This window comes from Bacteroides sp. 1001136B_160425_E2, from assembly GCF_015559655.1.
In the GTDB taxonomy this organism is placed as follows: domain Bacteria; phylum Bacteroidota; class Bacteroidia; order Bacteroidales; family Bacteroidaceae; genus Bacteroides; species Bacteroides luhongzhouii.
In genome coordinates this window covers 254,941-275,273 of the sequence record NZ_JADMQH010000004.1, presented here as the reverse complement: position 1 = coordinate 275,273, position 20,333 = coordinate 254,941, and the positions used below count along the sequence as shown (strand labels likewise).

Annotated in this window: 20 protein-coding genes; 15 read left to right on the top strand and 5 right to left on the bottom strand. The window is 42.7% G+C overall.

Annotation, left to right across the window (positions count from 1 at the left end):
• From I2I04_RS05625 to mdh, 3 genes are all read right to left on the bottom strand, one after another.
• On the bottom strand, positions 1-993 hold the full coding sequence (locus I2I04_RS05625) for an HlyD family secretion protein (protein ID WP_143259027.1): 993 nt from the start codon (positions 991-993) through the stop codon (positions 1-3).
• Positions 994-1,091: 98 nt separating this feature from the next.
• On the bottom strand, positions 1,092-2,555 hold the full coding sequence (locus I2I04_RS05620) for a TolC family protein (protein ID WP_143259028.1): 1,464 nt from the start codon (positions 2,553-2,555) through the stop codon (positions 1,092-1,094).
• Positions 2,556-2,824: 269 nt separating this feature from the next.
• Complete coding sequence (gene mdh / locus I2I04_RS05615; RefSeq protein WP_004297234.1) at positions 2,825-3,766, bottom strand: malate dehydrogenase; 942 nt, start codon at positions 3,764-3,766, stop codon at positions 2,825-2,827.
• A gap of 595 nt (positions 3,767-4,361) precedes the next feature.
• Between mdh and I2I04_RS05610 the strand changes: the two genes are divergently transcribed.
• Positions 4,362-5,234 (top strand): hypothetical protein, encoded by an 873-nt coding sequence (locus I2I04_RS05610; protein ID WP_143259029.1) that lies wholly within the window; start codon positions 4,362-4,364, stop codon positions 5,232-5,234.
• Positions 5,235-5,410: 176 nt separating this feature from the next.
• On the opposite strand, the gene I2I04_RS05605 is transcribed toward I2I04_RS05610, so the two are convergent.
• Positions 5,411-6,319: an NAD kinase gene (locus I2I04_RS05605; protein WP_195654559.1), complete on the bottom strand. Its 909-nt coding sequence runs from the start codon at positions 6,317-6,319 to the stop codon at positions 5,411-5,413.
• Between the two features lie 112 nt (positions 6,320-6,431).
• On the opposite strand from I2I04_RS05605, the gene I2I04_RS05600 reads away from it, so the two are divergent.
• The 14 genes from I2I04_RS05600 to folE all read left to right on the top strand — a co-directional run bounded on the left by I2I04_RS05600 (position 6,432) and on the right by folE (position 18,123).
• Positions 6,432-7,148 (top strand): pyridoxine 5'-phosphate synthase, encoded by a 717-nt coding sequence (locus I2I04_RS05600; protein ID WP_004307837.1) that lies wholly within the window; start codon positions 6,432-6,434, stop codon positions 7,146-7,148.
• A complete protein-coding gene (locus I2I04_RS05595) occupies positions 7,145-7,861 on the top strand; it encodes a MotA/TolQ/ExbB proton channel family protein (RefSeq protein ID WP_143259031.1) in 717 nt (238 codons plus the stop codon). The genes I2I04_RS05600 and I2I04_RS05595 overlap by 4 nt, the downstream gene beginning before the upstream one ends.
• A gap of 7 nt (positions 7,862-7,868) precedes the next feature.
• Positions 7,869-8,285, top strand: coding sequence for an ExbD/TolR family protein (locus tag I2I04_RS05590; RefSeq protein ID WP_195654558.1), 417 nt, complete (start codon positions 7,869-7,871; stop codon positions 8,283-8,285).
• Between the two features lie 6 nt (positions 8,286-8,291).
• Positions 8,292-9,164 (top strand): cell envelope integrity protein TolA, encoded by an 873-nt coding sequence (locus tag I2I04_RS05585; protein WP_195654557.1) that lies wholly within the window; start codon positions 8,292-8,294, stop codon positions 9,162-9,164.
• Positions 9,165-9,191: 27 nt separating this feature from the next.
• Entirely contained in the window at positions 9,192-9,743 is a 552-nt protein-coding gene (locus tag I2I04_RS05580) for a DJ-1 family glyoxalase III (RefSeq protein WP_004307840.1), read from the top strand.
• Positions 9,744-9,750: 7 nt separating this feature from the next.
• Positions 9,751-10,410: a 2-C-methyl-D-erythritol 4-phosphate cytidylyltransferase gene (locus tag I2I04_RS05575; RefSeq protein WP_195654556.1), complete on the top strand. Its 660-nt coding sequence runs from the start codon at positions 9,751-9,753 to the stop codon at positions 10,408-10,410.
• Positions 10,411-12,507 (top strand): ATP-dependent DNA helicase RecG, encoded by a 2,097-nt coding sequence (gene recG, locus I2I04_RS05570; RefSeq protein WP_195654555.1) that lies wholly within the window; start codon positions 10,411-10,413, stop codon positions 12,505-12,507.
• Between the two features lie 223 nt (positions 12,508-12,730).
• Complete coding sequence (gene ndk / locus I2I04_RS05565; protein ID WP_143259035.1) at positions 12,731-13,195, top strand: nucleoside-diphosphate kinase; 465 nt, start codon at positions 12,731-12,733, stop codon at positions 13,193-13,195.
• Positions 13,196-13,214: 19 nt separating this feature from the next.
• Entirely contained in the window at positions 13,215-14,084 is an 870-nt protein-coding gene (locus I2I04_RS05560; protein WP_143259036.1) for a peptidoglycan DD-metalloendopeptidase family protein, read from the top strand.
• A 123-nt stretch (positions 14,085-14,207) separates the two neighbouring features.
• Positions 14,208-14,750, top strand: coding sequence for a DUF1599 domain-containing protein (locus I2I04_RS05555; RefSeq protein ID WP_015532310.1), 543 nt, complete (start codon positions 14,208-14,210; stop codon positions 14,748-14,750).
• Positions 14,740-16,095 (top strand): BT_3928 family protein, encoded by a 1,356-nt coding sequence (locus I2I04_RS05550; RefSeq protein WP_143259037.1) that lies wholly within the window; start codon positions 14,740-14,742, stop codon positions 16,093-16,095. The genes I2I04_RS05555 and I2I04_RS05550 overlap by 11 nt, the downstream gene beginning before the upstream one ends.
• Before the next feature lie 106 nt (positions 16,096-16,201).
• On the top strand, positions 16,202-16,957 hold the full coding sequence (gene tpiA, locus I2I04_RS05545; protein WP_004297259.1) for a triose-phosphate isomerase: 756 nt from the start codon (positions 16,202-16,204) through the stop codon (positions 16,955-16,957).
• A gap of 124 nt (positions 16,958-17,081) precedes the next feature.
• Complete coding sequence (locus tag I2I04_RS05540; RefSeq protein WP_143259038.1) at positions 17,082-17,525, top strand: SPOR domain-containing protein; 444 nt, start codon at positions 17,082-17,084, stop codon at positions 17,523-17,525.
• A gap of 7 nt (positions 17,526-17,532) precedes the next feature.
• Positions 17,533-18,123, top strand: coding sequence for a GTP cyclohydrolase I FolE (gene folE, locus I2I04_RS05535; RefSeq protein WP_004324710.1), 591 nt, complete (start codon positions 17,533-17,535; stop codon positions 18,121-18,123).
• A gap of 90 nt (positions 18,124-18,213) precedes the next feature.
• On the opposite strand, the gene dnaG is transcribed toward folE, so the two are convergent.
• The gene (gene dnaG, locus I2I04_RS05530; RefSeq protein WP_195654554.1) at positions 18,214-20,295 is read right to left on the bottom strand and encodes a DNA primase; all 2,082 of its coding nucleotides are present in this window, start codon (positions 20,293-20,295) and stop codon (positions 18,214-18,216) included.
• Positions 20,296-20,333 lie beyond the last annotated feature (38 nt).

Genomic DNA, 20,333 nt, shown 5'->3' with positions numbered 1-20,333 from the left:
TTACTTGTCAATGATAACAGACATACCCGGACGGAGATTTTCTACCTTCTCTATCGGAAAAGCTTTCACTTCGAATGTTTTCAGGTCGAACTGTCCGGTTGTTTTGGTCGCTTTCCAGGCGGCATAAGTGCCTAAGTCTTTCAGATAATATACTTTGAGATTGATCTTTTTGTTATCCAAAGCAGGAATGACTGCCTCGAACTCCGACCCCATTGTTAGATTTTTGAGCAGATCCTCGCGTACGTTGAATGTTATCCACATATCGTCGAGTTCAGCAATATTCATGATAGGAGCACCGGTACCCACCAGTTCGCCTACTTTCGGGAAAATCTCTGAAACTTCTCCCGCAGCTGGAGCAATAAGATAAGTCTCCTTAATATATGATTCAACTTCGGCAACAGCACCTTTTGCCCGGTTTACCAAAGCTTCCGCAGCCATCTTATCTTCACGTTCCGCTCCGTTCTTTGCCATGGTGTATTGCGCTTTGGCTGCTTTTTCTGTAGCAATGCTTGCATCCCGTTGCGCAGTGACTTCATCCAATTTCTGTGCAGGCATTACTCCCTGCTCATAGAGATTCTTTATGCGTTGATATGATTTCTCGGCAATGGTGACGCCTGCTTGGGCTTTTTGCCACATTTCATAAGCTGCCTGGATTTGTTCCTGACGCGCGCCCTTGATTGCTTTTGCGTTTTGTGCCTGTGCGGCAGCTTCGGCAGCACGTGCCTGTTCCATTTTTGCCACTACGTCAGGAGCTTCCAAAATGGCCAGCGTATCTCCTGCATTGACACTTTGCCCTTCTTTCACGCGAAATTCCAATATACGTCCCGGAACTTTGCTCGAAACGCGATACTCGGTAACTTCAGCCTGCCCCTGTATGATTTCAGGACCTTTGCGAAGCATGAAGAAGCCAACGACTGCAACGATTGCAATAACTCCCAGTAGAGTAAGGAATGCAAGCAGCATATTGCTGTTTTGTGATTTTATAGGTGCCATATGATTTATGAATTATGATTTATGTTTTATGGATTGTGAATTAGTTAGGATTTGTTTTTTCTGATTGGGTTTTTGACTTTGATTTTTCTGCTTCTTATTTATTTCAGTGTTCCCAAAGACTTCTTCAGATAGATTTCTGTTAATTTCACATCTATTTGTGCGTCAATCTTTTCTGAATGGGCGGACAGCCATGCCGTTTGTGCTTCGAGAACATTACTGGTGGCAATCACTCCCTCTTTAAAACCAAGCGTTGCATAGCGCAGATTCTCTTCCGCTTTTTCCATGTTTTTGGAAGACATTACCAGTTTCTTTCCAGCCTCCTTTACCTTGAAAGCGGCTTGATTGACCTGCAACTCTATTTTTTCGCGTGCGTCCTGAAGCTGGTATTGTGCAATGCGGGCTTCGGCTTTTGCCGCTCTGGTTTTATAAATACCTTCTCCCCAGTGCCATATAGGTATCTGTACCATCACTCCCACATTCCACATGCCTTTGAATTTGTTTTCAAAGCTGTTGAAGACAGAAGGATTGGTTACCATATAATTCCCCATCAATGCGATGGAGGGAAGATGTTCGGCACGGGTTACGTTTACTTTCTGTTTATAAATCTGTGTCGCTAATTCGAGACTACGTATTTCCGGACGATTCTCATAAGCGGTAGATAAATCGAAATGAGGGTCTGTTGTCAGTAATGGAATATCTTCCATATTTTCATCTGCCAGAGTGATGGGTGAGCTAAGATCAATGCCACATAGTTGACACAACAACATTCGGGCAAGGCTCAATCCGTCTTCCACTTTGGTGAGTGTCATTTCCGCTTCATTAACCTTGACGCGTACAGATAAACCATCCGCTTTGGTGGCTACTCCTTCATTAATCATTTTTTCCACATCACCGTCCAGCTGTTGCAAGAGCTTTAAATAGCCTTCTGCCAACTTCTTCTTATTAACCAGTGAAATAACTTGCCAATAAGCCTGATCTGTACTCATGATTACTTCCTGCATGCCACCGTGGTGTTGTTCTTGAGCCAACTCTTCGGCATACTTTGTTATTTTGTTGTACGCCCGGATTTTTCCACCCATGTATAAAGGCTGCGTTAATGTAATGGCACCGGCATAAACATTTCTGGTATCTGTGCGGAGCGCATCCACTAGAGAGTTTCCTGCTTGGTCAAGAGCAGGCAGAACCGCCCCTAATTTTCCGCTTAAGGAGGAAATTAGTGGTGCCAAATCAGGATGTGCTGTTGCGATCTCGGTTGCGGCCTGTTGGATAGGACCTGCCAGATTAGTTCCTAATCCTGAAAGCGCAGCTTTCTGGTCATTGTTCAGTAATGAAAACTCTTTCTGGTTTCTCATGTACGCTCCGGTTGCCGAGAAGTTGGGCAAATAATTCGTAAATGCGGCTTTCCGTTGATAATGGGCAGCATTTATTTTCTCATTGCTTATCAACAAATCTTTGTTGTTGGCAAGAGCTAATGCGCGGCAACTATCCAGACTTAGGAAGCTCTGCGCTTTTACTATAAAAGTGAAACTTAGCAGAATTGTCAGAAGAAATACTTTTTTCATCGCATCTTGCATATTAATAAGGTGATACTTCTATTTTAAATAACCCGATTCTCATGTAATTTGTTTATTGAAGTAGTCTGTTTTTTTGAACTTGTTTACTTAAACAATAATTGCATAAACAACGATGCAAATGTATGAGCTTTACTTGAAAGCGCAAAATGAATTAGCTTTTTTTAAAATATAGTGGGGTAGGATTCTGTAGAAAAGAAAGAAGGCTGTCCCTCGTAGTGAAGAACAGCCTTTCTTGATATATAAAGTAAGGGGATTAATTACAGAGCACCTACTTCTTTCAAAGCAGCGTTCGTTCCGTGAACAGCTTTTGCGCTAGCTGCGAACTTAGCTTTTTCATCTTCGTTCAGGTTCAGTTCAACGATCTTTTCGATACCGTTTTTGCCAAGAATAACAGGGACACCGATGCAAAGATCTGATTCACCATATTCACCTTCCAATAATACAGAACAAGGAACCATCTTCTTTTGGTCGTGAAGGATAGATTCAACTACGAATGCTCCTGCCGCACCCGGTGCATACCATGCAGAAGTACCCAGCAATTTAGTCAGCGTAGCACCACCTACCATAGTAGCAGCAGCAACTTCTTCCAGCTTCTCTGCAGAGATGAAATTAGCTACAGGCATACCTTTGTAAGTAGCGAAACGAGTCAAAGGAATCATAGTAGTATCACCGTGACCACCGATAACCATACCTTCTACTTCATTAGCATTGCAGCCGATAGCTTGAGACAAGAAATATTTGAAACGAGAGCTATCCAAAGCACCACCCATACCGATCACACGATTTTTCGGCAAGCCCAGAGCCTTCAATGCCAAATAAGTCATTGTATCCATCGGGTTAGAAATAACAACGATGATAGCGTTAGGAGAATATTTCAACAGGTTTTCTGCTACCGATTTAACGATACCAGCGTTCACACCGATCAATTCTTCACGAGTCATACCCGGTTTACGAGGAATACCTGAAGTAATCACAACAACGTCAGAGTTAGCGGTCTGAGCATAGTCGTTAGTGCAGCCTACCAATGTAGTGTCGAAACCCAACAATTGAGCTGTCTGCATCATATCCATTGCTTTACCTTCTGAAACGCCTTCTTTAACGTCCAGCATTACTACTTCGTCTGCTACTTCATTAAAAGCAAGTACATTTGCACATGTAGCACCTACGTTACCTGCGCCTACTACGGTTACTTTTGACATAATACTATATATTTAAAAAGTTGATAATTTGTTTTATCTTTTAGCGCGACAAAATTACAACGATAATCCTGATTAAAGAAATTTTTCCGTAATAATTTTAGTTAAAGGTCTAACTTCCCCATAATATAATAAGTATGGTGGGAAGTTGTTTTGGGTATGGTTATAAACCGAATGTAGTCATGGTAAGAATGTACTATTATGGCAAATGATTTATTCTGGTGTTTTTTATAATTGCTTGCCTATCCGGATTTACTTTGTTCGCTACTCTTACTTCGTTCCACTATAGTTACCCTTGCGTCCCACTATAGTCTCCTTTGCGTTACACTATAGTGGAACGCAAGGGTAACTATAGTGGAACGAAATAAGTGTGGGTAATGAAATTAATAATATTAGGCAACGACAGAAGTTTAACTGGCATCTTGGCGAAAAAAAGTGTTTGAGCACTTTGTATCTGCTGATCTGAATAAGTTAGTAAGTAAATAAGTTAAAATTGTATGGATTAGCAGAGGGTTATGAAAAAACTCTCTGTTTTTCTGCTTGACTTCTGTTGCGAAATGATTACTTTTGCGCACGTTATCAATTCACAACTGAAACTATGAGTAAAAAAAGCCTTCTTATTGCGGCCGTGGCTGTCTTAGTGATAGCTATTATTGGTATTACTTATTTATTGTTTACCGAGAAACAAGCTAACCGGGAGTTAGTGCAGGAATTTCAATTAGACAAGGAAGAACTGGAAAACGAATATAGTCAGTTTATGCAAAGGTATGATGAGTTGAAGTTTACAGTTACTAATGACTCTTTATCACAATTGCTGGAACAGGAACAATTGAAGACACAGCGTCTTTTGGAAGAGCTCCGCACGGTAAAGAGCTCGAATGCGACAGAAATTCGTCGTCTGAAGAAAGAGTTGGCTACTTTGCGTAAGGTATTAGTAGGCTATATCAATCAGATTGATTCATTGGATAGGATTAATAAACAGCAGAAGCAAGTCATTGCAGAAGTAACACAGAAATATAATCAGGCTTCACAGCAAATCAGTAATCTTTCCGAAGAAAAGAAAAATCTGGATAAGAAAGTGACATTGGCGGCACAGCTTGATGCAACTAATATTCGTATCGAACCGCGCAATAAACGCGGCAAAGTGGCGAAGAAAGTGAAAGACGTGGTGAAATTGGCTATCAGTTTCACGGTCGTGAAGAATATAACAGCTGAAAACGGGGAGCGCACCATTTATGTACGTATAACCAAACCGGATAATGATGTGCTGACCAAAAGTGCATCCAATACTTTCCCTTATGAAAATCGTACACTGGTCTATTCTATCAAAAAGTATATCGAATACAATGGCGAAGAACAGAATATAAATGTATTCTGGGATGTAGAAGAATTCTTGTATGCCGGCAACTATCGTGTTGATATTTTTGAAGGTGGTAATCTGATAGGTTCTCAGACGTTTACATTAAATTAATCTGTAATATATAATTGATGTAGGCTAACTGTCGAAATTTTCAGTTTATGACTATGTCAATATGAATGTCAGAAGAATTTATGCTTATTCTGCTATAACTTGTTGTTATATATGACTGCTTTATCGGTTTAATGGTCGAGAAGCTATTTGCTGTGAATAGTTCTCTCCTTTCTATATTACCGTCTGCCGTCTGCTCCCCACATCATTTTGCTGCGGAGTGTATCGAAAAAGATATGATTAAAGCGTTTTACTACTTTTACGCTATAATCTGCCTGGCGGATAGTGAGTTGAGTTGTTTCTTTACAGGTTTCGCTCCGTCCGTCAATGGCAACGAGGAAGTTATGGCTCCGGCTTTCCACATCCAATGTGATTTCCCAGTCGTCACGGATAACGATAGGACGGACGTTGAGGCTATGCGGAGCTACTGGAGTAATGACAACGGTATTGGAATGAGGAACCATAATTGGACCGCCTACGCTCAACGAGTAAGCGGTAGAGCCAGTAGGAGTCGCAATCACCAGCCCGTCAGCCTGATAAGTGTTCAGATAGGCACCATTGATTGCTGTGCGAATACTAATCATTGATGAACTGTCCCGTTTGAGAATAGCAATTTCATTGAGAGCATAAGGAGAATCTTGAAGACGTTTCTCGTCACAGATAAGTTGGAGCACGCTTCGTTCCTCCACACTGTATCTTCCGGCTTGGATTTCATCGAACGTTTCTTCCATTTCCTCAGGAGAAATATCTGCCAGAAAGCCCAAACGGCCTGTATTAATTCCCAAAATAGGAATTCCTTTTCTCCCTACGCGGCGGGCAGCTTTCAGGAATGTTCCGTCGCCTCCAATACTGATTACCATATCAGCGTCAAAATCATTTCCGTCAAACAAGTGATCGGCATGAATGTCCATTTTGAGCTCTGTAGTCAGGAATTGATAAAAGTCCCTGCACATACAGATTTCTGCTTTCTGTCTTCTCAATAGTTGGAACAGTCTTAGCGCATGAGAGGATTTTTTAGCCTGATAAGTATTTCCGAAAATGGCGAATTTCATAAGCAATATCATTAGTTCAGGATGCAAATTTGGCATTTTTTCTTGGATTTCTACTTTAAATAACCAAAAAAGAACCCATAATGCGTTTCGTATTATTAGGCAACTAATAATAATATTTGTATTTTTGCGGCAAATATAACGTAGAACTATGACTAAATTAAGTGTAAACATAAACAAGATTGCTACGCTCAGGAATGCTCGCGGAGGAAATGTCCCCGATGTAGTAAAGGTGGCGCTTGATTGTGAATCTTTTGGTGCAGACGGTATTACTGTTCATCCTCGTCCCGATGAACGCCACATTCGTCGTTCAGATGTATATGATTTGCGGCCTTTGTTGCGTACGGAATTTAATATCGAAGGTTATCCCGCTCCGGAATTTATTGACCTTGTGTTGAAAGTTAAACCTCATCAGGTAACTTTGGTCCCCGACGATCCTTCACAGATTACTTCCAATTCTGGTTGGGACACCAAAGCAAATCTGGAATTCCTGACTGAAGTTCTCGATCAGTTTAACAGTGCCGGTATTCGTACTTCCGTTTTTGTGGCAGCCGATCCTGAAATGGTGGAATATGCAGCAAAAGCAGGGGCGGATCGCGTTGAACTGTATACTGAACCTTATGCAACGAATTATCCGAAGAATCCGGAAGCTGCCATCGCTCCTTTTATCGAAGCCGCGAAGACTGCCCGTAAACTGGGTATCGGATTGAACGCCGGACACGACTTGAGTCTGGTTAATTTAAATTATTTCTATAAAAACATTCCTTGGGTGGATGAAGTCTCCATCGGACATGCATTGATTAGCGATGCGTTGTATCTGGGACTCGAACGTACCATTCAGGAATATAAAAACTGTCTACGCTCATGAATGCAATGATCTTGTTAGCCCAAGGGGCTATGAATATGGCCGACTCGCTGGCTACTGCCAACCCCGTATTGACGGAGGTGAACGCTCCTGAAATGAACATGCTTGATATGGCTATCAAGGGTGGATGGATTATGATTGTGCTGGGTGTATTGTCAGTGATCTGTTTCTATATCCTGTTTGAACGTAACTATATGATTCGCAAGGCGGGAAAGGAAGATCCGATGTTTATGGAGCGGATTAAGGACTATATCCATAGTGGTGAGATCAAAGCGGCTATAAACTATTGCCGTACGATAAACACTCCTTCGGCACGTATGATAGAAAAAGGTATCAGCCGTTTGGGACGTCCTATTAACGATGTACAGGTAGCTATTGAAAATGTAGGTAATATTGAGGTTGCGAAACTGGAAAAAGGATTGACTGTAATGGCAACTATTTCCGGAGGTGCTCCGATGCTTGGATTCCTCGGTACGGTGACCGGTATGGTACGTGCATTCTACGAAATGGCGAATGCCGGAAGCGGAAACATTGATATCACTTTGCTTTCCGGTGGTATCTATGAAGCTATGATTACTACGGTCGGTGGTCTGATTGTCGGTATCATTGCTATGTTTGCCTACAATTATTTGGTGATGCTGGTAGACCGTGTGGTAAATAAAATGGAGTCTCGTACAATGGAGTTTATGGACTTGTTGAACGAGCCGGCAAAATAATAGGCTGATGGGATTAAAAAGAAGAAATAGAGTATCGCCCAATTTTAGCATGGCTTCCATGACGGACGTCATCTTCCTGTTGCTGATATTCTTTATGATAACCTCTACGGTAGTGTCGCCTAATGCTATCAAAGTCTTGTTGCCGCAAGGTAAGCAGCAGACTTCGGCCAAACCGCTGACAAGAGTGGTTATCGATAAAGACTTGATTTTTTATGCCGCTTTCGGCAATGAAAAAGAGCAGCCGGTGGCACTGAACGATCTGACTTCATTCTTGCAAAGTTGCGCGGAGAAGGAACCGGAAATGTACGTGGCATTGTATGCGGATGAATCGGTACCTTACCGTGAGATCGTAAGGGTATTGAACATTGCAAACGAGAATCATTTTAAGATGGTGTTGGCTACACGCCCGCCTGAAAACAAATAAGAAACAATGGACAGAAGAAAAAAGGGTGAATACATAGGAGCACTGGGTGCACTGTTGGTGCATGTGGCAGTGATTGCTCTTTTGATTCTGGTGAGCTTTACTGTCCCCCAACTGGATGAAGATGCGGGCGGAGTGCCTGTGATGATGGGAAATGTAGACGCAGCAAGTGGTTTCGATGATCCCTCTCTGGTAGACGTGGATATCATGGATGAAGATGCGGCAGCACCTGCGGAAACAGTACCGGAACTTCCTTCGGAACAGGATTTATTGACACAGACCGAAGAGGAAACAATAACTCTGAAACCTAAGACGGAAGAGCCGAAAAAAGAAACGGTGAAACCTAAAGAGGTAGTCAAGCCGAAAGAACCGGTGAAGAAGCCCGAAAAAACGGAAGCGGAAAAAGCCGCGGAGGCGAAACGACTGGCAGAAGAAAAAGCGGAGCGTGAACGTAAGGCTGCCGAAGAAGCTGCCAAAAAGAGAGTGTCCGGTGCGTTTGGAAAGGGAGCGCAAATGACAGGAAATAAAGGAACAGCAGCCAGTGGCACGGGAACCGAAGGTAGCAAGGAGGGTAACTCTTCTACCGGAGCGAAGACCGGAACCGGAGGTTATGGAACATTTGACCTTGGCGGACGTTCTTTAGGTACGGGCAGTTTGCCGAAACCTGCATATAATGTACAGGAAGAAGGACGTGTAGTGGTGAATATCACCGTGAATCCTGTAGGGCAAGTGATATCGACCAGCATTAACCCTCAAACGAATACGGTAAATTCCTCTTTGCGTAAGGCAGCGGAGGACGCAGCGAAAAAAGCCCGTTTTAATACGATAGATGGGGTGAATAACCAGACAGGGACAATTACCTATTATTTTAACTTGAGATAGTATCATTAACCAAATATATTAAGCATTATGGGAACTGTATACGCTTTTTTTGCAGATGGTTTTGAAGAAATTGAAGCCTTTACTGCTATTGACACGTTGAGACGTGCCGGACTTAATGTAGAAATCGTATCCGTTACGCCGGATGAAATTGTAGTGGGAGCACATGACGTATCCGTCCTTTGCGATATCAACTTCGAGAATTGCGATTTCTTCGATGCTGAACTATTGTTGTTGCCGGGAGGAATGCCGGGAGCTGCCACACTTGACAAGCACGAAGGGTTACGTAAATTGATCCTTGATTTTGCCGCAAAAGGTAAACCTATTGCTGCCATTTGTGCTGCTCCGATGGTGTTGGGTAAGCTGGGACTGCTGAAAGGAAAAAAGGCTACCTGTTATCCGAGTTTTGAACAATATCTGGATGGTGCAGAATGTGTAAATGAACACGTTGTACGTGATGGAAACATCATTACCGGTATGGGACCGGGTGCTGCCATGGAATTTGCTTTGACAATCGTTGACCTGTTGGTAGGTAAAGAAAAAGTGGACGAACTGGTAGAAGCGATGTGCGTTAAACGCTAAACCGCCCATGAAGAAATATGTAATCATTGTTGCCGGTGGAAAGGGCTTGCGAATGGGAAGTGACCTCCCGAAACAATTCCTTCCCATGGGTGATAAACCTGTATTGATGCATACCCTGGAAGTATTCAGGAGATATGACGAAACACTCCGAATCATAGTAGTGCTTCCGCGGGAACAGCAGGACTTTTGGAAGCAACTTTGCCAAAAACACAGCTTTGCGGTGGAACATACCCTTGCCGATGGAGGTGAAACACGTTTCCATTCTGTAAAGAATGGGCTGGCACTGGTGCAAGGACCGGGGCTCGTAGGAGTACATGATGGTGTACGTCCGTTTGTGTCGGTAGAGGTGATTCGCCGTTGTTATGACTTGGCAAACGTGCAGAAAGCGGTGATTCCTGTGGTGGATGTAGTAGAGACACTTCGTCATCTGACAGATGCCGGTAGTGAAACGGTCAGCCGGAATGATTACAAGCTGGTGCAAACTCCGCAGGTATTCGATGTAGAGTTGTTGAAACAAGCCTATGCGCAAGAATTTACTCCTTTCTTTACAGATGACGCTTCCGTTGTCGAAGCAATGGGAATGCCTGTGTATCTGGCAGAAGGTAACCGTGAAAATATAAAAATAACGACCCCTTTCGATTTAAAAGTAGGGAGTGCTCTTTTATAAATGTTTGATTTAGCCACACGCGACATAAAATTTATCTCCGGTGTAGGTCCTCAAAAAGCCGCTGTATTAAATAAGGAGTTGGAAATCTACTCCTTGCACGATTTAATTTATTATTTCCCTTATAAATATATTGACCGGAGCCGCATCTATTACATTCACGAAATAGATGGCAATATGCCGTATATCCAGTTGAAAGGAGAAATTCTCGGTTTCGAAACCATTGGTGAAGGACGTCAACGTCGTTTGACGGCTCATTTTTCGGATGGTACAGGAGTCGTGGATTTGGTGTGGTTTCAAGGCATTAAGTATATCTTAGGTAAGTATAAACTACACGAGGAATATATCATCTTCGGTAAACCGACAGTTTTCAACGGACGTATCAATGTGGCGCATCCCGATATAGACAAGCCGGAAGATTTGAAACTTTCTTCGGTGGGATTGCAACCTTATTATAATACAACGGAGAAGATGAAGCGCAGTTTCCTCAACTCTCATACGATTGAGAAGATGATGGCAACAGTGATTCAGCAAATACAGGAGCCTCTGCCTGAAACACTTTCTTCCAAATTGTTGGCGGAACATCATCTGATGCCTTTGACGGAAGCTCTCCGGAATATCCACTTCCCGACCAATCCCGATGTACTTCGCAGAGCGCAATATCGCCTTAAGTTCGAAGAGCTGTTTTATGTTCAACTGAATATCCTCCGCTACGCCAAAGACAGACAAAAAAGATATCGTGGATACATTTTTGAAAAAGTGGGAGATGTATTCAATACATTTTATGCAAAGAATCTTCCTTTTCAACTGACAGGTGCACAGAAACGGGTATTGAAGGAGATACGGAACGATGTCGGCAGTGGCAGGCAGATGAACCGCCTTTTGCAGGGAGATGTAGGAAGTGGGAAAACACTGGTTGCCCTGATGAGCATGCTATTGGCGTTGGATAATGGTTACCAGGCTTGCATGATGGCGCCCACTGAAATCTTGGCGAACCAGCATTATGAAACGATCAAAGAACTGCTCTTTGGCATGGATATCCGTGTCGAATTGCTGACGGGTTCTATTAAAGGCAAAAGGCGGGAAGCGATTCTGACCGGATTGCTGACCGGAGATGTGAAGATATTAATAGGAACGCATGCTGTTATTGAAGATACTGTCAATTTCTCTTCTTTAGGTTTCGTTGTTATCGACGAACAGCATCGCTTTGGTGTGGCACAACGCGCCCGCCTTTGGAGTAAGAATGTTCAACCTCCACATGTACTCGTGATGACTGCTACCCCGATCCCACGCACTTTGGCAATGACATTGTATGGTGATTTGGATGTGTCTATTATTGACGAACTCCCACCCGGAAGAAAACCGATTACTACCATCCACCAATTTGATAACCGCCGGGAAAGTATGTACCGTTCGGTGCACAAACAAATTGAAGAAGGGCGTCAGGTCTATATTGTCTATCCACTGATTAAAGAGAGCGAAAAGATTGATCTGAAGAATCTTGAAGAGGGATATCAACATATTCTGGAAGAGTTTCCGAAATGCACGGTTTGTAAAGTGCATGGCAAAATGAAACCGGCCGAGAAGGATGAGCAAATGCAGCTTTTTGCTTCGGGTAAAGCGCAGATCATGGTTGCTACTACCGTCATTGAAGTCGGAGTAAACGTTCCGAATGCTTCGGTGATGATTATTGAAAATGCAGAACGTTTCGGGCTTTCGCAGTTACATCAGTTGCGTGGTCGGGTAGGACGTGGGGCGGAACAGTCTTATTGTATTCTGGTGACGAATTATAAATTGACGGAGGACACCCGGAAACGATTGGAAATCATGGTGCGCACCAATGATGGTTTCGAAATAGCGGAGGCTGATTTGAAATTGCGTGGTCCCGGTGATCTTGAAGGTACACAGCAAAGCGGTATCGCTTTCGATTTGAAGATTGCGGATATTGTTCGCGACGGGCAACTGTTGCAATACGTTCGTGCCATAGCTGAAAGTATTGTGGAACAAGACCCTGCGGCACAGAATCCCGAGAATGAAATCTTGTGGAGACAGCTTAAAGCCTTGCGGAAAACGAATGTTAACTGGGCTGCCATAAGTTGAAAAACGGTTAAACATGCAGTTTATTTGCGTAAATGTGTTGCAAAACATATTTCGCCTCTATTCTCCCTATTTATAGGAGTTTAACGCCTCAATTGCCCCCTCTTTTCGTACTAAGCATCTGAAAAATAGTTAATGACTCTCTTGCCATTTCATAGGAAAATACTACCTTTGGAGGAATTTTTTTAGTAAATGTATTGTTTAACCATTTGCAAAGTCGAGTATTATGCTTGAAAAAACGCTGGTCATTTTAAAACCGTGTACCCTTCAACGGGGATTGGTTGGTGAGATTACTCATCGCTTTGAACGTAAAGGATTGCGGTTGGCTGGCATGAAGATGATGCAACTGACTGATGAATTGTTAAGTGAACATTATGCCCACCTTAGCGGCAAACCTTTCTTTCAGCGTGTGAAAGATTCGATGATGACAACTCCTGTCATTGTTTGTTGTTTCGAAGGTGTGGATGCTATTCAAACAGTCCGTACGTTGGCGGGACCAACTAATGGACGTTTAGCTGCCCCAGGCACCATTCGTGGGGATTACAGTATGAGCTTTCAAGAGAATATCGTTCATACTTCCGATTCTCCGGAGACCGCAGCTATTGAATTAACGAGATTTTTTAAACCGGGAGAAATATTCGATTACAAGCAGGCTACATTCGATTACCTGTATGCAAACGACGAATATTAATTGAATTGACAAAGAAGGAATGAATTTTAGCATTATTAAAACAGGATTGGTCGCTGTTGCGGCTATGGTCAGTCTGAGCTCTTTCTCGCAAGACCTGATTGCCCGCCAAGCACCGATAGACAAGAAATTAAAATCAGTAGACTCTTTGGCATTGCAGAAGCAAATCCGTGCCGAACAGTCCGAATATCCCGCCCTAAGTCTTTATCCGAACTGGAACAACCAGTATGTGCATGCTTACGGAAATGCTATTATCCCCGAAACGTATACAATCGACCTGACAGGTTTCCATATGCCAACTCCAAGTACTAAAATTACTTCACCTTTCGGTCCTCGTTGGAGAAGAATGCATAATGGATTGGACTTGAAAGTGAACATAGGTGATACTATTGTAGCAGCTTTTGACGGTAAAGTACGTATCGTAAAATATGAGCGTAGAGGATATGGAAAATATGTCGTTATCCGTCATGATAATGGATTGGAAACTGTGTATGGTCATTTATCAAAACAATTGGTTGAAGAAAACCAATTAGTGAAAGCCGGAGAGGTAATCGGATTGGGTGGTAACACCGGACGTTCTACTGGTTCGCATCTGCATTTTGAAACCCGCTTCTTGGGAATTGCAATTAATCCGATTTATATGTTCGACTTCCCGAAACAAGATATCGTTGCCGATACTTATACGTTCCGCAAAGCAAAAGGCGTGAATCGTGCAGGTTCTCATGATACTCAAGTGGCTGACGGCGCAATCCGTTATCATAAGGTGAAGAGTGGCGATACATTGTCCCGCATTGCTAAATTGCGTGGCGTATCAGTTAGTACACTTTGCAAGCTGAACCGTATTAAACCGACTACTACCTTGCGCATCGGACAGGTTTTGCGTTGTTCATAAAACAATATAGCTTATAAAACAGTAATACAATATCTTTAGAAGAGGGCACTTTAATATAATTTAGAGTGCCCTCTTTCTGTTTTTACTTAATTATTGTTACCTTTGCGCACTATTTGGAAGAAGATGAAAGATACCAAACAACAATTTGAACATGTCATCGCTTTATGCCGTGACTTATTTTCCAAGAAGCTGCACGATTACGGTCCTGCATGGCGTATCCTGCGTCCGGCTTCGGTGACTGACCAGATTTTTATTAAAGCCAATCGGATTCGTAGTATTGAAACCAAAGGAGTGACCCTGATTGACGAGGGAATCCGTGCAGAGTTTATTGCGATTGTCAATTATGGCATTGTCGGGCTTATCCAGTTGGAACTGGGTTATGCCGAATCTGCCGACATCAGTAATGAAGAAGCGATGGCTTTATACGATAAGTATGCAAAAGAGGCATTAGAGCTGATGCTTGCCAAGAACCATGATTATGATGAAGCCTGGCGGAGCATGCGTGTCAGCTCTTACACGGACTTGATCTTGATGAAGATCTACCGTACCAAGCAGATTGAGAGCCTGGCCGGCAATACATTGGTGTCAGAGGGAATTGATGCCAATTATATGGATATGATTAATTACTCTGTTTTTGGACTGATTAAGATAGAATTTGAAGGATAAGAACTTACATATCATTCAGGAGGTGGTGGCGAATACGTGTCGCTTTCTTTTGGCGGCATCGTTCATCTTTTCCGGATTTGTAAAGGCAGTTGATCCGCTGGGTTTCCAGTATAAGATACAGGATTATCTGACTGCATTCGGAATGGCTTCCTGGTTCCCTTCATTTTTCCCTTTATTGGGAGGTATCATTTTATCTGCCGTTGAGTTTTTTATAGGTATCTCTTTGTTTTTTGCAACGAGAAGAACATTGGCTACCTCATTGGCTTTGATGCTGATGATTTTCATGACACCACTGACTTTGTATCTTGCCATCTTTGATCCGGTTTCGGACTGCGGTTGTTTTGGTGATGCCTGGGTGTTGACGAATTGGGAAACATTTGGAAAGAACATCATTTTGCTGTTTGCGGCAATAATGGCTTTTCGTCACAGAAGGATGCTGATTCGTTTTATCAGTGTGAAGATGGAGTGGCTGGTTTCTCTCTATACGCTATTTTTCGTGTTTACTTTGTCGTTCTATTGTCTGGACCGTTTGCCTGTTTTAGACTTTCGTCCTTACAAGATCGGAAAGAATATTCTGGAAGGAATGACAGTGCCCGAAGGAGCCAAACCAAGCGTATATGAAAGCATCTTTATCTTGGAGAAGAACGGTGAGAAGAAAGAATTTACGTTGGATAACTATCCGGATAGTACCTGGACATTTATCGATACACGTACCGTCCTTAAGGAAAAAGGGTATGAACCGGCTATTCATGATTTCTCTATGATAGATCTGAATACGGGGGAAGATATCACAAACGATGTATTGACAGATATAGGATATACTTTCCTGTTGGTTGCCCATCGCATTGAAGAGGCGGATGATAGCAACATTGATTTGATTAATGAGATATATGACTATTCGGTGGAGCATGGCTACAAATTTTATTGCCTCACTTCTTCACCGGAGGAACAGATAGAATTGTGGAAGGACAAGACAGGAGCCGAATACCCTTTCTGCCAAATGGATGATATTACTTTGAAGACGATGGTTCGTTCCAACCCGGGATTGATATTGATTAAGAACGGAACAATTCTGAATAAATGGAGCGATGAGGATATACCGGATGAATACGTACTGACGGACAAACTGGAGAATCTGCCGCTAGGAAAGCAGGAAGTGAGCAGTGACGCTCATACGGTAGGATATGTCTTCCTGTGGTTTGTTATTCCGTTGTTGTTAGTGCTTGGGGTGGATGTTTTAGTCGTTCGCCGCCGAGAACGGAAAACCGCGAAGCGGAAGCAACAAGAAGAGATGAAAAGCAAAGAACCGGAAACAAAGAATCAAGGAATAGAAGAACAAGAATAAGAAATAAATGATAACGAGCGACCCTCTGTAACGAACACTAACCTGAATCGTTCAATCGTCAATCGTCCAATCGTAAATTTATTAACTCTTTAAAATAAAAAACAAAATGAGAAAGAACATTGTTGCAGGAAACTGGAAAATGAACAAAACCCTTCAAGAGGGTATCGCTTTGGCTAAAGAGCTGAATGAAGCATTGGCTAATGAAAAGCCTAACTGTGATGTTATCATCTGTACTCCGTTTATCCACCTGGCTTCTGTTACTCCGTTGGTAGACGCAGCTAAGATCGGTGTAGGTGCTGAAAACTGTGCAGACAAAGCATCAGGTGCTTATACTGGTGAAGTTTCTGCTGAAATGGTTGCTTCTACTGGTGCAAAATATGTAATTCTGGGACACTCTGAACGTCGTGCATACTACGGTGAAACAGTTGCTATCCTTGAAGAAAAAGTAAAATTGGCTTTGGCTAATGGTCTGACTCCGATTTTCTGTATCGGTGAAGTGTTGGAAGAACGCGAAGCTAACAAGCAAAACGAAGTAGTAGCTGCACAGATGGAATCTGTATTCTCTTTGTCGGCTGAAGATTTCTCTAAGATTGTATTGGCTTACGAACCGGTTTGGGCTATCGGTACAGGTAAAACAGCTTCTCCTGAACAAGCACAGGAAATCCATGCTTTCATCCGTTCTATCGTAGCCAACAAGTATGGCAAAGAAATCGCAGACAATACTTCTATCCTTTACGGTGGTAGCTGCAAACCTTCTAACGCTAAAGAACTGTTCGCTAACCCGGACGTTGATGGTGGTTTGATTGGTGGTGCTGCTCTGAAAGTATCTGATTTCAAAGGTATCATTGATGCTTTTAATTAATTGATAGTTGAATAAATGATAGTTGATAGCTGTTATACAGTATAGCTTGGCTATCAACTATCGTTTATCATTCTCAATTATCATTTTTCAATTGCCATTTATCAATCATCAACTATTAACTATAATGAAGGTTTTACTTACCCTATTGTTTGTCTTGGCAGCTACCTTTGTGCAAGCGCAAAGTATCGTCAAGAGTCTGGAACGTAACGTTCCGGGACAAGGAAAGGTGACTATCCATCAAGATCCTCGCATTGAGGCTTTGATAGGTATGGAACGTCCTGCAACAGGTGAACGGAAAGTAATAAAGACTTCCGGATTCAGAATACAGGCGTATGCCGGTAACAATACTCGTCAGGCTAAGAATGATGCTTATCATGTAGCATCACGCGTTAAAGAGTATTTTCCTGAATTAACGGTATATACTTCGTTCAATCCACCTCGTTGGCTTTGTCGTGTAGGTGATTTCCGGAGCATTGAAGAGGCAGACGCAATGATGCGTCGGTTGAAGTCTACCGGTGTGTTCAAAGAGGTTTCTATTGTAAGAGACCAGATCAATATTCCTTTATAATTGTATCATGTTAGAAAAAGAAGAAATTGTTTCTCCGAATCTGGAGGAGTTGAAGAGTCATTATCGTAGTATTATAACTTTGTTGGGTGAAGATGCCGAACGGGAAGGGTTGCTGAAAACTCCGGAACGGGTGGCTAAAGCAATGTTAAGCTTGACGAAAGGGTATCACATGGATCCTCATGAAGTGCTTCGCTCAGCTAAATTCCAAGAAGAATACAGTCAGATGGTGATTGTGAAAGATATCGATTTCTTCTCTCTTTGTGAACATCACATGTTGCCGTTCTACGGGAAGGCGCACGTGGCTTATATTCCTAATGGCTATATCACCGGGTTGAGCAAGATAGCCCGTGTAGTCGATATATTCTCTCATCGCCTGCAAGTGCAGGAACGCATGACGCTGCAAATCAAAGAGTGTATTCAGGAAACACTGAATCCGTTGGGTGTAATGGTGGTAGTGGAAGCCAAACACATGTGTATGCAGATGCGTGGTGTAGAAAAACAAAACTCTATTACTACTACTTCAGACTTTACTGGGGCTTTTAATCAGGCAAAGACTCGCGAAGAGTTTATGAATCTGATTCAACACGGGACTTTGTAGAGAAAAACTTGTAAGAAACGCTATTTTGTTCCGGTACCGGGGAAGGTAGGCTTCAGCACCATGAAGACATCTCTCGGCACCGATGAGGAATCATCGCAAAACAACCCTGTCTCCCAAACGTTTTGCCATGATGCTTTGTACGGTTTTCAATTCATTAAAGCGTTTCATAAGCGAGTCGCATTTTTCATTATTATGGGCGAGAGCTGGGTCTTGCAGAGCATAAAGCATGTGCTTCAATTCCTCTGTTACGATTGCGTATTTAAAATTAATCATTAACATCGGAACCATTTCGTAGAGGCGCTCTTCATCCGTCACGATCTTTTGGGATTTGGAGTGGTATTTACTAAGTTGATAACGCACATTAATCAAATCTACACTCAATTTGCTGATTACCGGATCAGGATGTGCCAGGAAATAACGTTCAGCTATGAAATTGGAATCGTGCATGTGTGCAGCAGCTTCTGATAGCATTTGGCGGTGCAGCGGATTATGAAAGGCTAACTCATCTTCCTTCAAATCATTAATCACATATTCTATAACGGTTACCGGAATTTCGTTTCCTTCTTCGTCCGTCAGGTTACACATGATTTTTTCTCCATACCGGACTACCGCCTGTAATATCAGGCGTTCGAACTTGTAAAATTCCTGTCCTTCCTTTCCTTCCTGGGGGATAAAAGAAGCATAGTTGTCTTCCTGCAAAGCGGGAGGAACTTCTGTATATCCGCTATCTACTTCAGGGGGCAACGGAATATCTCCATTAGACATGGGCATATCTTCAGAAGGAGTAGCTCCTTGAGACATCATAGCTGTTCTTTCGGCCATCCGGCGTTCCCGTTCCGTCTGTTCAGCTCGTTTCTCCGCTTGAGTTTCCCGTCTTTTGGCAACTTCCGATACCAGTAACTTGTCTTCTACATGAAGTAGCTGGGCACATTCTTTGATGTAGACATCTCTGACAATTGCTTCCGGAATGACGGAAATACTTTGTACCAAGTTACCAATCAGTTCCGCACGCTTGATGGGATCTTTTCCTGCATCTTCCAGCAGCAAGTTCGTTTTGAAGCGGATAAAATCCGTTTCATGTTCCGAGATGAAAGCCTGAAATTCTGTTGAGTTATGTTTGCGGGCGAAAGAGTCCGGGTCGTCCCCATCGGGAAGAAGACAGACTTTGATATTCATACCTTCCTCCAATAACATATCAATTCCCCGGATAGAAGCCTTGATACCTGCTGCGTCACCGTCGTAAAGCACAGTCATGTTGTTGGTGAACCGGTGAATCATACGGATTTGTCCCGGTGTAAGGGCTGTTCCTGAAGAAGCAACCACATTCTCTATGCCGGATTGATGCATGGAGATTACATCCGTGTAACCTTCAACCAAAAAGCAACGGTCTTGTTTTACAATAGCCTGCTTGGCGAAATATATACCGTATAGCTCGTTACTTTTATGATAGATTTCCGATTCGGGCGAATTGACATATTTTACTTTGATTCCTTTCGTTGCACTGGCAAGTACACGTCCGCCAAAAGCCACTACTTTACCGGAAAGCGTATGGACAGGGAAAATAACACGTCCCCAAAAACGATCCCGTAACCGATGGTCATCCGTTTCGTAGCAAAGCCCGGTCTTTACCAAATACTCTTTCTTATATCCTTTTTGGATTGCCTCTTTAGCGAAAGCGTCGTGACTTTCAGTACAGTAACCTAATTGGAATTTCTCAATAATGTCATCACGAAAGCCACGGTTGCGGAAATAGGCCATACCGATGCTACGTCCGTCTATATGATTCTTTAGTATGTTTTGGAAATAGTCGCGCGCAAAGTTGTTGACGATAAACAGACTTTCGCGTTCGCTTTGCACAAACTTCTCTTCATCGCTTAATTCCCGCTCCTTGATTTCAATATTGTATTTCTTGGCAAGGTATTTCAGTGCTTCCGGATAAGACATCTGCTCGTGCTCCATAATGAAATGGACTGCGTTTCCGCCTTTTCCACAAGCAAAACATTTGCATAATCCTTTGGCGGGAGAGACATAAAAAGAAGGGGTTTTATCACTATGAAACGGACACAAACCGACGTAATTGACACCACGTTTGCGCAGGGTGACAAAATCCGAAACGACATCTATGATTTGTGCCGCATCCAATATCCGGTCTATGGTAATTTGATCTATCATTCTTTCTCCTGTGAATCCGTTTTTGCGGATACAAAGGT

What these genes read in the sequence shown, in the direction of transcription:
- tpiA (WP_004297259.1), top strand. Translation starts at nt 16,202, where the DNA reads ATGAGAAAGAACATTGTTGCAGGAAACTGGAAAATGAACAAAACCCTT.
- dnaG (WP_195654554.1), bottom strand. Translation starts at nt 20,295, where the DNA reads ATGATAGATCAAATTACCATAGACCGGATATTGGATGCGGCACAAATC.
- I2I04_RS05585 (WP_195654557.1), top strand. Translation starts at nt 8,292, where the DNA reads ATGGACAGAAGAAAAAAGGGTGAATACATAGGAGCACTGGGTGCACTG.
- folE (WP_004324710.1), top strand. Translation starts at nt 17,533, where the DNA reads ATGTTAGAAAAAGAAGAAATTGTTTCTCCGAATCTGGAGGAGTTGAAG.
- I2I04_RS05620 (WP_143259028.1), bottom strand. Translation starts at nt 2,555, where the DNA reads ATGAAAAAAGTATTTCTTCTGACAATTCTGCTAAGTTTCACTTTTATA.
- I2I04_RS05605 (WP_195654559.1), bottom strand. Translation starts at nt 6,319, where the DNA reads ATGCCAAATTTGCATCCTGAACTAATGATATTGCTTATGAAATTCGCC.
- I2I04_RS05540 (WP_143259038.1), top strand. Translation starts at nt 17,082, where the DNA reads ATGAAGGTTTTACTTACCCTATTGTTTGTCTTGGCAGCTACCTTTGTG.
- recG (WP_195654555.1), top strand. Translation starts at nt 10,411, where the DNA reads ATGTTTGATTTAGCCACACGCGACATAAAATTTATCTCCGGTGTAGGT.
- I2I04_RS05600 (WP_004307837.1), top strand. Translation starts at nt 6,432, where the DNA reads ATGACTAAATTAAGTGTAAACATAAACAAGATTGCTACGCTCAGGAAT.
- ndk (WP_143259035.1), top strand. Translation starts at nt 12,731, where the DNA reads ATGCTTGAAAAAACGCTGGTCATTTTAAAACCGTGTACCCTTCAACGG.
- I2I04_RS05590 (WP_195654558.1), top strand. Translation starts at nt 7,869, where the DNA reads ATGGGATTAAAAAGAAGAAATAGAGTATCGCCCAATTTTAGCATGGCT.
- mdh (WP_004297234.1), bottom strand. Translation starts at nt 3,766, where the DNA reads ATGTCAAAAGTAACCGTAGTAGGCGCAGGTAACGTAGGTGCTACATGT.
- I2I04_RS05610 (WP_143259029.1), top strand. Translation starts at nt 4,362, where the DNA reads ATGAGTAAAAAAAGCCTTCTTATTGCGGCCGTGGCTGTCTTAGTGATA.
- I2I04_RS05555 (WP_015532310.1), top strand. Translation starts at nt 14,208, where the DNA reads ATGAAAGATACCAAACAACAATTTGAACATGTCATCGCTTTATGCCGT.
- I2I04_RS05625 (WP_143259027.1), bottom strand. Translation starts at nt 993, where the DNA reads ATGGCACCTATAAAATCACAAAACAGCAATATGCTGCTTGCATTCCTT.
- I2I04_RS05575 (WP_195654556.1), top strand. Translation starts at nt 9,751, where the DNA reads ATGAAGAAATATGTAATCATTGTTGCCGGTGGAAAGGGCTTGCGAATG.
- I2I04_RS05580 (WP_004307840.1), top strand. Translation starts at nt 9,192, where the DNA reads ATGGGAACTGTATACGCTTTTTTTGCAGATGGTTTTGAAGAAATTGAA.
- I2I04_RS05560 (WP_143259036.1), top strand. Translation starts at nt 13,215, where the DNA reads ATGAATTTTAGCATTATTAAAACAGGATTGGTCGCTGTTGCGGCTATG.
- I2I04_RS05595 (WP_143259031.1), top strand. Translation starts at nt 7,145, where the DNA reads ATGAATGCAATGATCTTGTTAGCCCAAGGGGCTATGAATATGGCCGAC.